The 12,128-nt window shown below is 52.7% G+C and carries 9 protein-coding genes; all 9 read left to right on the top strand.

What is annotated here, in order from left to right; genetic code table 11:
• Nucleotides 1–8 precede the first annotated feature (8 nt).
• Nucleotides 9–1,187, top strand: a complete 1,179-nt coding sequence (locus HPY81_03155; GenBank protein ID NPV26456.1) for a DNA double-strand break repair nuclease NurA — start codon at nucleotides 9–11, stop codon at nucleotides 1,185–1,187.
• Nucleotides 1,184–1,759: a hypothetical protein gene (locus tag HPY81_03150; protein ID NPV26455.1), complete on the top strand. Its 576-nt coding sequence runs from the start codon at nucleotides 1,184–1,186 to the stop codon at nucleotides 1,757–1,759. The genes HPY81_03155 and HPY81_03150 overlap by 4 nt, the downstream gene beginning before the upstream one ends.
• Complete coding sequence (locus tag HPY81_03145) at nucleotides 1,759–3,369, top strand: ATP-binding protein (protein NPV26454.1); 1,611 nt, start codon at nucleotides 1,759–1,761, stop codon at nucleotides 3,367–3,369. Before HPY81_03150 ends, HPY81_03145 begins: the two co-directional genes overlap by 1 nt.
• A 4-nt stretch (nucleotides 3,370–3,373) precedes the next feature.
• Complete coding sequence (locus tag HPY81_03140) at nucleotides 3,374–4,609, top strand: exonuclease SbcCD subunit D (GenBank protein ID NPV26453.1); 1,236 nt, start codon at nucleotides 3,374–3,376, stop codon at nucleotides 4,607–4,609.
• Nucleotides 4,606–7,173, top strand: coding sequence for an SMC family ATPase (locus tag HPY81_03135; protein NPV26452.1), 2,568 nt, complete (start codon nucleotides 4,606–4,608; stop codon nucleotides 7,171–7,173). The genes HPY81_03140 and HPY81_03135 overlap by 4 nt, the downstream gene beginning before the upstream one ends.
• Before the next feature lie 326 nt (nucleotides 7,174–7,499).
• Nucleotides 7,500–8,096: an ANTAR domain-containing protein gene (locus HPY81_03130; GenBank protein NPV26451.1), complete on the top strand. Its 597-nt coding sequence runs from the start codon at nucleotides 7,500–7,502 to the stop codon at nucleotides 8,094–8,096.
• A 21-nt stretch (nucleotides 8,097–8,117) separates the two neighbouring features.
• Entirely contained in the window at nucleotides 8,118–9,455 is a 1,338-nt protein-coding gene (gene glnA / locus HPY81_03125; GenBank protein NPV26450.1) for a type I glutamate--ammonia ligase, read from the top strand.
• 331 nt (nucleotides 9,456–9,786) lie between these two features.
• A complete protein-coding gene (glnA, locus tag HPY81_03120) occupies nucleotides 9,787–11,121 on the top strand; it encodes a type I glutamate--ammonia ligase (protein NPV26449.1) in 1,335 nt (444 codons plus the stop codon).
• A gap of 165 nt (nucleotides 11,122–11,286) precedes the next feature.
• A complete protein-coding gene (locus HPY81_03115; protein ID NPV26448.1) occupies nucleotides 11,287–12,078 on the top strand; it encodes an undecaprenyl-diphosphate phosphatase in 792 nt (263 codons plus the stop codon).
• Nucleotides 12,079–12,128: the final 50 nt, after the last annotated feature.

Genomic DNA, 12,128 nt, shown 5'->3' with positions numbered 1-12,128 from the left:
GAAAAAAGATGCTGAACTGGTCAAAAGTGGCCAGACAGATTGATGAACTGGCCGCCAGCCAGGTCAGTGGCCTGGCCGATTGGAAAAGACGGCTCGGTCAGGCCCTGGTCGACCTGGAGTCGGCGGAGGTAAATCTGGCGCGCCTGGTGGATAAGGTTAGGCAGAGTCAGACTTCCTGGTTAGTGGCCGAGCCGGTGGAATCACTGGTACGGGCTTATCTACCGCTCCCACGGCCTCCTCAGGTCACGGTTGCGGCCACTGATGGTTCCCAGATTGCCCCTGACCATCACGAAGTGGTTCTGTGCTACCTGTTGAATATCGGGCGAGTCATGCTGCACTACGGGACCGGCGAGCCACCCGTCCTGGAAAGTGTCCCCTACCTCGGTTACCTGGAAGATGACCTCTATCAGGAGACCAATGGACGCAAGGTCCTGGTACAAGGAGATTTGCTGGCCATCCGGCGGACGCTTTTCGAGTGGGAGCACCTGGTGGAATTGAGTCGGCGGGCTAAAGAACGCGACTTACCGACTGTCGCCCTGATTGATGGCACCTTGATCCAGTGGGTCCTGGAGGGGAAGGCCGAGGGGGTTCAGCAATACTTTTTGCAGCGTTATCTGGCACTGTTTGAGCAAATGCATACCTTGGAAGTGCCACCCGTCGGCTACCTGAGTGGCACCCGCAGCACGGACGTGGTCAATCTTTTGCGGGTTTACCGCTGTCCGCAGGCGGTGGCTGATTGCGACCACTGCGCCTTTCGTCGTTCCCTGGAGCTTGCCCCGTGTGGTGAACTGGAGGGGTTGACTGACGCGGCTCTGTTTAAGCATCGAATGCTGCCAGGACAACGCACCGGTCTCTTTTTCAGTCAGTCCAAAGTCCTGCAGCAGTATGGTCGGCACCGGGTCGCCTTTTTCTACGTGCACGTCGGCCATGAGATCGCCCGGGTTGAATTGCCGGCCTGGGCGGCCCTAAACCCTGACCTGGTGGAACTGGTCCACACAGTGATTGTTGATCAGACCCAAAAAGGGCAGGGCTATCCGGTAGCGCTGGCAGAGGCGCACGAGCAGGCGGTGATTAAGGGGGCTGACCGCGAGACCTTCTACCACTTGCTGACTGAGGCCTTGGTACGGCGGGGAGTTACCGCGGCGGTCAGCCGCAAGAGTTGGCGGAAAAGGAGTGGGTTGATTTGATTGCACCAAAGCATATTGGCGAGGTTGTTGAGGCTACCACGAATCAGTTGGTGGCCCAAGCGCTCAAGCTGCATCAGCCGCCGGCTTTCGGGAGCTTTGTTAAAACTGAGTCGGACTACGTGGTGACGTTCGGCGTGGTTTATGAGGCCCAGACCACTAGCCTGGAACCAAATCGGCGGTCGACCGCTTACGGCCTGAGCGAAGAAGAACTGCAAAGGGAACAGCCTCAGATCTTTTCTCTTTTAAGGACGGAGTTCAAGGTCTTGACCATTGGCTTTAAGGACAGTGATGCATGGTATGGTTACCTGCCGCCCCAGCCACCGCGGATTCACGCTTTTGTGGAAGAGTGTACGGAGGAGGAAGTGGTGGGGATCACCAGTAATTTCAATTACCTGCATACCCTGTGTTTCAGCCAGGCGGGGAGCGATGAACTGATCGCCGCCTGCCTGCGGCGGGCCAGTCAGGCTCATCCTGTGCCGCGCCAGTACCTGATTGACGCGGGCAAAGAACTGGTCCGACTGCTGAAGGACGACTACGACCGGTTTAACGCCATCTTGAGGAGGTTACGGTAATGCGGGGAACGATCGTCAGAGGTTCCTTGAGCGGCGGACTGGAGGCCAAACTGGCTGCTCAGGAGTCGGTGGAGAGCGTGCGGGTCGGGAGCTTCGTGGTGGTCGAGGGTGAACAGCATAAATTCTTCTCTATGGTAACTGATGTTCGGCTAGATGCCATGAATCCCCAGGTATTGCTTGACCCCACCGGGGTGGAGGATGACCTGGCTAGGGAGATCTTGACCGGTACCAGTATTTTTGGGACGGTTTCTATACAACCCATGTTAATGCTGAAAAAAGACGAGACGGCCATCGCCGACGGTCCCCGCCCGGTAAAAACCATTCCCGCGCATTTTTCTCCGGTAAGGGAGGCGCTGGAGGAGGACGTCTATCAGGTCTTCGGCCGGCCGGATCAAACCCATTTTTACTTGGGGATGCCGCTGGATATGGATATCCCGGTGTGTTTAAACCTGAAGCGCTTCGTGGAAAGAAGCAACGGGATCTTCGGGAAGTCAGGCACGGGTAAGACATTTTTGACCAGGCTGGTCCTGGCCGGGTTGATCCGCAGCCGGCAGGCCGTAAACCTGGTGTTTGACATGCATAACGAATATGGCTGGGAGGCCAAAAAGGAGGACGAGTTCGGAGAGAAAAAGGTTAAGGGACTTAAACAGCTGTTTGGCTCCCAGGTGGTGGTCTTTACCCTCGACCAGGAATCGGCAACCCGGCGGGGGTTTACCAGTGACTTCGTGGTGGAGATCCCTCTGAGCCAGATCGAGGTCGAAGACATCGCTCTCCTGCAGGATGAGCTGAAGCTGAACAACACGGCGGTGGAAGTGGCTTATCAGTTAGTCCGCCGCTTCGGCGAGGAGCGCTGGCTGAGCGAATTCTTACGCTGGGATGGAACGAGTGTCGATGAGTACGCGCAAGACGTGGGAGCCCACCCCCAGGCCCTGGCCGCTCTGTACCGCAAGTTGAATTTGCTGCGACAGCTAACTTTCATCAAGGAAAAGGTGAGTCAGGACGCGGTGGAAGAGATCCTCAAGTATCTGGAGCGGGGGATCAATGTCATTTTAGAATTCGGCTTGCAGAATAAACTCCTGACCTACATGTTGGTGGCCAATATCCTGACCCGCCGGATTCACCGGCGGTACATGGAAAAGAGCGAGCGATATCTGTTCACTGGAAAAGACCAACCCCAGCCCTTAATGATCACCATCGAGGAGGCCCACAAGTTTCTGAACCCTGCGACCGCCCGGCAGACGATTTTTGGAACCATCGCTCGGGAGATGCGCAAGTATAACGTTACCCTGCTGATCGTTGATCAGCGTCCCTCGGGGATTGACCCGGAGGTGCTGTCTCAGGTGGGGACCAGGGTGACCTGCCTGCTCAATGACGAGCACGACATCAACGCGGTGCTGACCGGGGTCAGTAATGCTGCTAGTCTGCGCTCGGTTTTGGCCAGCCTGGACAGCAAGCAGCAGGCCCTCATCCTTGGCCACGCCGTGCCCATGCCGGTGGTGATCCGGTCCAGGAATTACGATGAAGAATTTTACCGGGAAGTTGGAGTTCCGGACACCAGTAGCGAGGCGTCTTTTGAGCGTCTGGTCGATGAACTGTACGGGGAGGGATGATGGTTTGGGCATTCGAGTATTACATCTGGCTGATGTCCACCTGGGGATGGAAAACTTAGGGCGGGTTGATGCCCAGACGGGCCTGCACTCGCGTTTGCTAGATTTTCTTCACTCCCTGGATCAGGCTGTTCGGTTTGCCCTGGAACAGGAAATAGACCTGGTTGTGTTTGCCGGGGACGCTTATAAGACGCGTGACCCCAGTCCTACCCAACAACGGGAGTTTGCCCGCCGCATTAAGCAGTTGTCTGACGCGGGCATTCCGGTGGTGCTGCTGGTGGGTAACCACGACCTGCCCAACGCCGACAGCAAGGCCCACTCCCTGGAGATCTTTCGGACGCTGGCAGTTCCCCAGGTGCAGGTGGTGCGACGGCCGCAGGTTTTCCGGCTGATGACCAGGCGCGGTGAAGTTCAGGTGGCCGCTCTGCCTTATTTATCCCGGAGTATGCTGCTGGCCAAGGATGATTATAAGAACCTGGGGTTGGAGGAACTGAACCTGAAGATCGCAGAGACTCTAAGCATACTGGTCGAGGGATTGGCCCGCCGGCTTGATCCCCAATTGCCGAGTATACTCACCGCCCACCTGTCAGTGGCTAACGCTGTTCTCGGATCAGAAAAGAGCATTATGATCGGTAATGACCCCGTGGTACCCTTGAGTTGCCTGGCGCGTCCCGAATTCGACTACGTGGCCCTGGGACATATCCACCGGCATCAAGTGCTGAGTCTTGCTCCCCCGACTGTCTACGCGGGCAGCCTCGACCGGATCGATTTTGGCGAGGAGCGAGAAGAAAAAGGGTTTGTGGTGGTTGATCTGGCTAAAGGCCAGACCAAGTTCCGCTTTCAACCGGTGCAGACCCGGCCGCTGGTGACTGTCAACGTTGATGTCGATCCCCAGCAGCCGACGGAGAGCGTTCTGGCTGCCCTGGAGCAGGTCAAATTGGCCGGGGCGATCGTTAGATTAAACCTGCGGCTGGAGCAGGCGGTATTACCGCTGCTCCGTCAAGCGGAGATTAACCGGGTGCTCCAGGAGCGGGCCTTCTGGGTGGCCGGCATCAACCGGGAAGTGACTTTACCCCGAGGAGTGGTGCGGCAGCCGGAAATGACGGAAAACCTTGACCCTTTGACGGCTCTGCAAAAATATATCCATGGTCGTGAAGAACTGCGGTCACAGTCGGAAACCTTAATGAATTTAGCCAGGCAACTCGTGGCTGAATTGCGCGAAGAGGAGATGAGCGGTCAGTGATCCCGGTCAGGTTGTATTTACGGAATTTCTTAAGTTATGGTGAAAACGTTCCACCGCTAGAGTTTTCAGAGTGGCAAACCGCCTGTTTATCTGGGAACAATGGGCACGGCAAATCTGCCCTCTTAGACGCCATGACCTGGGCGTTGTGGGGGCGGGCGCGAGGGGTTGACCGTAACGGTGCTGGCATGGACGACCTGGTTCGCCTGGGCAGTGAGGAAATGGAGGTCGAGTTGACCTTCCAACTGGAAGGCGACCTGTTTCGGGTGAACCGAAAACGCAACCGGCGGCGCGGTATGTCCAGCCTTGAGTTTTATCTATATGACGGAGAGCGGTGGCGGACTCTCACCCAGGAGAAGATCGGCGATACCCAGGAGAAGATTGATCAGGTGTTGAAGATGGACTACGAAACCTTTATCCATTCTGCTTTTATCCTCCAGGGGCAGGCCGATGCCTTTACCACCGAGAAACCAAGTGAACGTAAAAGGATCCTGGGGGAGATTCTGGGGCTGGAGTATTACGGACGGCTAGAGCGCAAAGCGCGGGACCGGGTATTGGGTTTGGAGCAAGAGATCCGCGCGTTGGAACGGGAACTCACGGAAATCAATGGTGAGTTAGCCAATATGGACGTTTACACTGTCCAGCTGTCTAACTGTCGGCAGCAGTTAGATGAACTGGATAAGCAGATCCACACGTTGGAGGAAAAACTGGCGGCACAGCGGGAGAGCAGACAGAACCTGGAGGTGACCGCAGAAAAAGTGCGGGCCTTGAAAGAGCGCCTGACCCAGGGGGAGCAAGAACTGCGGGAACAGCAGCAGGAGATCAAGCGTTATTCCGACCGGGTAGCCCAGGAACAGCTTGTCTTGAGCCAGGCCGAAGCCATTCTGAATGAGTACCAGGAACTACAGCGGACGCAGCACGAACTGGAGCGGTACAACGCTTTGGCCTCCCGATATCTCGAATTGAACCAGCACCAAGCTCAGGTGGAACAAGTCATCTGGCAGAAAAAACTGATTATTGAACAAACCCTCCAGAGGCTGAATCAGGAATTGGCGCACGCTTACCAGCTGATGGCCAGCCGAGATAAGGTCGAGACGGAGCTTCAGCGAGCACAAAGAGAACTGAAGACGCTGGATGAAATTGAACAGGAGCGGGTGAAGCTGCAGGAGGAAATCAACCGGGCCCGGCAGGAAGAGGCTTCCTTAACCGCCTTGATTGAGCGGGTTAAAGCTGAGCAAGATGAACTGCGGCAGAAGTACCGTTCTTTGTCCCAACCAGTAGCTACCTGCCCACTGTGCACCTCACCCCTCACCCCGGCACACAGAGAAGCTGTCCTGGCTCAGTTTCGCGCTGATGGACAGCAGCGTAACGAACAGTTGATCCAGCACCGGCAGCGGATGGAACAATTGAGACGGCTTGTGGCGCAGGGTGAGGAGAACCTGAAACAGCTTAACGAGCGCCTGCTCAACCGGGACCACTGGCAAAAACGCCTGGCTGTTTTAGAAAAAGAACTGAAAGAAATTATTGTCCAGGAAAACAGGGCGCGAGAACTGGAAGAGGAAAGGCATAGCCTGGAACAGGTACTGGTTGAACAGAAATATGCCCGGGATGAACTGGAAGAGGCAGCCGCCCTCCGCCGTCAGCTGGCTGACCTGGGCTACCAGCCCGAACAGCATGCCCAACTGCAGGCGCGGGTTAAACAACTCAGGCCAATCGAGGAACGGCGAAACGCACTGCTGTTAGCCAAACAGTCCATTGAGCGGGACGAAGAAACTCTTCGTCACCTGCAGCGCCAGGTGGCGGTCAGGGAGAAGGCCCTGCAGTCTGACCGTGAGCTCATCAATCTGTTGGAACCTCGTCAGGCCGACTTGACCCGGGTCATCCAGGAGATCGGTGAAACCGAGAACCAGCTCTCCCAGCTTCGCCGTCAGCGGATCGTCCTGGATCAGGCTCTGGGAGAGCTGCGGGCAAAACTGCAGCACTGCTTGTCCTTGGTCGAAGTGAAGAAAGATAAAGAAACCGCCTTGGGTGAGGCGGCGCGCCAGAAATCCCTCTACAGCGAACTGGTGCGGGCTTTTGGCCGAAACGGTATCCCAGCACTGATTATCGAGAACGCCATCCCAGACTTGCAGGACGAGGCAAATCGGTTACTGGCGCGCCTGACGGACGGTCGAATGCACGTAGCCCTGGTTACCCAACGGGAAAGCAAACGGGGAACAACGGCCGAGACCCTGGACATCGTCATCAGTGACGAACTGGGGACGCGGAAATATGAATTATTCAGCGGTGGGGAGGCTTTTCGGGTTAATTTTGCCCTGCGGATTGCCCTGTCTAAACTTTTAACCAGGCGAGCCGGGGCCAAGCTGCAGACTCTGGTCATTGATGAGGGATTTGGTACCCAGGATGGGCAGGGCAAGGAAGCCTTGATTGAACTGATCAATGCCATTCAGCCCGACTTCGCCAAAATCTTGATCATCACCCACATTCAGGAGTTGAAAGACGCCTTCCCGGTGGAGCTGGAAGTGGTTAAAACGGCTCAGGGATCGGTGATACGGGTCAATCGATAACACCAGGGTTTTTGCTGATAATCAAGATTTCAGGAGATGACAGCTGCCAATTGTTGTCATGACGAAAATAGCGAATCTTTGTTCACAGGCTTGCTTTTGAAGAAGTTGTCACCTATAATAATAATGATATAATAAATTGATGGACAATGAAGGAAAAAGATATATGTGGGAGATACAACGGCGTATCTTATTGGCGTATCTTATTAGAGATGGACAATGGTGTCCTTAGTCACAGGAGAAACTGTGTTTAAGGGCGCTTTTTTTGTGGAACTCTTACCAGAAAAGTGGGCGTTTCATAACCGAAGCGGTAAAGCAGGTGACATACAGTGAATGAAATCAGGATCGTGATTGGGTCAAGTCAAATTCGGTCACGAAAACGTATAAAAGAAATATTAATTAGAAATGGCTACCTGGTTATTGGGGAAGCAGAGGAGGCTCTGTCTACACTTCGCCTTATTCGGGGAATTCAACCTGATCTGGTCATCTTGGACGGCGATCTTCCCGGTATGAGCCTTCTTGAGCTGGCCCACGTGATTGAAGAAGATAAATTAGCCCCGGTTCTGCTTATTACTCAGGAGGTAACCAGGGAGTTTTTGAAAAAAACTAGAGAGTCATGGACATTGACTTTTCTGGTCAAACCTGTTACACAATCAACCCTGATTCCTGCTATTGAGGCAGCCGTAGGTAAGTATCGAAAGACTATCGAACTCGAAAAAGAAATTCAGCAACTCAAACATAAACTTGAAACCAGAAAAATTATGGACCAGGCCAAGGGAATTCTTATGGAGAAATTGGGAATTTCGGAAAGTGAAGCCCATCGCCGCCTCCAGAAACAAAGTATGGACAAGGGTATTTCTATACGCGAGATTGCTGAAGCAATCATACTAGCCAGTTCTCTGGAACGGTCAAACAATAATAAATGATAAAGAAGGAAGGTATACCATATGACTCAGATAGATTTGGATAAGGAAAAAGTGCTTGCTATGGCTAAAGAAATGGATGTCGAGTTTATTCGTCTCCAGTTTACTGATATTCTAGGAGTATTGAAAAATGTAGCGATTCCGGTGCAACAATTGGAAAAAGCGTTAGATGGAGAAATAATGTTTGATGGCTCGTCGATTGAGGGGTTTGTCCGGATTGAAGAATCCGATATGCTGCTCAAGCCTGATCCCGCGACATTTACGATTTTTCCATGGCGACCGCGTAGCGGGGCGGTAGCTCGTCTGATTTGTGATGTCTATAATGCAGACGGCACACCTTTTGCTGGTTGCCCTCGCCTGACGCTCAAGCGGGTGTTGGCTGAGGCTGAAGCCATGGGTTATGCCTTTACAGTTGGACCGGAGATAGAATTCTTTCTTTTTCTAACTGATAAACAGGGACGACCGACTACCTATACCCAGGATCGGGCCAGCTATTTTGACCTGGCCCCGGTGGACCTGGGAGAGAATGCTCGACGGGATATGGTTCTGGCATTACAGGAAATGGGGTTTGAAGTCAAAGCATCTCACCATGAGGTAGCACCCGGACAGCATGAAATCGACCTCATATACAACGATGGTTTACGAGTTGCCGACCAGATCGTAACGTTGAAGTACGCAGTTCGGGCCATTGCCCAGCGACACGGCTTGCATGCCAGTTTTATGCCTAAACCGATCTTTGGGGTGGCCGGTTCCGGTATGCACCTACACCTATCGTTGTTTAAGGATAGGATTAATGTTTTTTATGACCCAAACAGTCCAGATGGTTTGAGTGATACCGCCTTGTTTTTCCTGGGTGGACTTTTACGTCACGTGCGGGGTTTTACTGCGATAACAAATTCATTGGTCAACTCATATAAGCGATTATTGTCGGATTTCGAGGCCCCAAGATATATCAACTGGTCGAAACAGAACCATAGCCCGTTAATTCGTGTTACTTCTTGGCCTGAGATTGGTACCTGGCTTGAAGTTCGAAGCCCTGATCCCTGCTGCAACCCATATCTGGCACTCGCGGTTATGTTAAAAGCCGGCCTAGAGGGGATCCGGCAGCAGGTCTTACCCCCACCACCAATGAAACAAAGCTCCATCCAGCTTTATGGAGCTATACGGACGGCGATTGAATCTGATGAGCTACCTGAGGACCTGGGGAAAGCTCTGCGGGAGTTATCCCGGGATGAATTGATTCAGGAGGCGTTAGGACCGCATATTTATCAGCGGTTTATGGAAGCTAAAACAATTGAGTGGAACCATTACCGGACTCAGATTCACCGCTGGGAAATTAATGAATATCTCAATAGGTTTTAAACCTTAAATGAATATGATACGTATTCGTTAATAATTTGAGATAAAGTTAATGTTTTAACTTTTCTCTTGTCAATTACAAAAAGATATGTTATAAATACAACTAAGAAGATAATATATTTTGGAAGTCACAAGGGAGTACTTCCAATAAAGAAGGACAAAGACGTCCTTAGGTGCAGAAATCTGTACATAAGGACGTCTTATTTTGTTTTCTCTTAATTCAGTTAGCGATTGACCACAATTAATGAAACATAAGGGGGAGGGGAGCAGGTTTAATCATTGGGAAATTATTTAAACCAACAAAACTTCAATTAAAGAAAGGTGAGGGATCGTTATGGCCAATAACTTAACAGCCAAGGATGTTTTAAAAAGAGCTAAAGAACTTGATGTCCGCTTTATCTTCCTGCAGTTTACCGATATTTTGGGGGTTTTAAAGAACGTAGCCATTCCTGTCAACCAACTACCGAAAGCACTTGATGGAGAACTGATGTTTGACGGATCATCCATCGAAGGATTTGTCCGGATTGAGGAATCAGACATGTATTTGCGACCGGACCCGACAACATTTGTGGTCTTCCCTTGGCGCCCAAGAGAAGGAGCAGAAGCCCGCATGATCTGCGATGTATATAACCCTGACGGAACCCCGTTTGCTGGCTGCCCCCGGAACACCCTGAAACGAGTCCTGGCCGAGGCGGCTGAGATGGGGTTCTCCATGAAAGTTGGGCCAGAAGCGGAGTTCTTTCTATTTCAGACTGATGAGAAAGGCGCTCCGACAACCCGGACCCATGATAAAGCGGCTTACTTCGATTTAGCCCCGGTTGACCTGGGCGAAAGCGCTCGTCGGGACATGGTGTTGGCGTTAGAGGAAATGGGCTTTGAGGTTGAGGCATCGCATCATGAGGTGGCCCCGGGTCAGCACGAGATTGACTTCAAGTACGACGATGCAGTGGCGACCGCCGATAACATTGTTACTTTCAAACATACTGTTCGCATTATCGCCCAAAAACACGGGTTGCACGCCAGTTTTATGCCGAAACCGATCTTTGGTGAGAATGGTTCTGGAATGCACTGCCACCAGTCACTGTTTAAGGACGGGGTTAACGCCTTTTTCGATCCCAATACGCCCAATCAATTAAGCGAAATAGCGATGTACTACATTGGTGGCGTCCTTAAGCACGCGCGGGCGTATGCAGCGATTACCAATCCGACGGTTAACTCCTACAAACGGCTGGTTCCCGGCTACGAAGCTCCGGTTTACCTGGCGTGGTCAGAACGTAACCGCAGCCCGCTGATTCGGATCCCGGCCCGCCGTGGGATTGGGACGCGCATTGAGGTGCGTAATCCCGACCCGAGCTGCAACCCATACCTGGCTCTGGCAGTCATGTTAAAAGCTGGGCTCGATGGGATTAAGAACAAGATTGCTCCCCCGCCGCCGACAGATGAGAACATTTACCACATGGATGATGCTGAACGGGCCAAACGAGGGATTGGGAGTCTCCCCAGCAGCCTGAAGGAAGCGCTCGAGGAACTGTCAGCGGATGAAGTGATCAAATCTGCTCTAGGCGACCATATTTACCACCGTTTCATCGAAGCCAAGACGATCGAGTGGAACCGCTACCGTACCCAGGTGCACCAATGGGAAATCGATGAATACCTGACCAGGTTCTAATGATTTAACCTAACCACCGAAAAGCCAACTCTGGCGAAAGGCCATGAAGTTGGCTTTTTTCTTGACCTTGTTTTTAAAAATTATTTGCTCCTAATAGTCGAAACGGTTACGGTGCAGTATACTGGTAGTTGTGAACGATAAATTTATGGAATGAGGTTGATAGAGATGACTGTCTGGGAAGCGACGATTCTGGGACTGGTCCAGGGTTTAACCGAGTTTTTACCGGTGAGTAGTTCCGGGCACTTGGTGCTGTTTCAACAGTTGTTTGGCATCCGTCAGGACGCACTGGTTTTTGATGTTGCCGTTCACCTGGGTACCTTGGTAGCGGTCCTGATCATTTTTTGGCAAGACGTCTGGTATATGGTGCGCCGCCCGTTCAGCCGGCTGACTCTCCTGGTTGTCGCCGGAACGATCCCCACCGCCCTGATTGGAATCTTGTTGAATGATGTTTTTGCAGAATTGTTTAGTTCTGGCCAGACCTTAGGCCTTGAATTTTTGCTGACCGGGGCTGTTCTGTGGTGGGCGGAATCTGTTCGGTCGAGGAATAAGACCTTGACGCAAACAAGTTATGTTGACGCGTTGTTTATCGGTACCATGCAGGGCTTGGCCATTCTGCCCGCGGTATCCCGTTCCGGTTTAACCATTGCGGGGGCACTGTTGCGAGGGCTTAATCGTGAGCTGGCGGCACGCTATTCCTTCCTGCTGTCTGTTCCGGCGATCCTGGGCGCAGCAGTTTTTGCCGCTAAGCCGCTCTTCAGCACCGCGGGAGCACCCCAGGGGATTGGTACTGTTCCGCTGGCTGTGGGCACACTGGTCGCCGCTATTTCAGGGTACTTGGCCATCCGCTTTATGCTCCGGGTCCTGGCTCGGGGGAGCCTGCGGGGATTTGCCTATTACGTTTGGTTAATCGGCATACTGGTGCTTGTTGATCAACTGGTCACCCACCGTTTCTTCTGAACGGCAGCCAGCTACGGGTGAGTAACTCCTGTCTTCAGACAGCGGCTGGC

The sequence above is a fragment of the Bacillota bacterium genome (genome assembly GCA_013178045.1).
Lineage (GTDB): Bacteria > Bacillota > Ch66 > Ch66 > Ch66 > Ch66.
The sequence above is the reverse complement of the archived record's forward strand: the minus strand, read 5'-3'. Positions and strand labels throughout refer to the sequence as shown.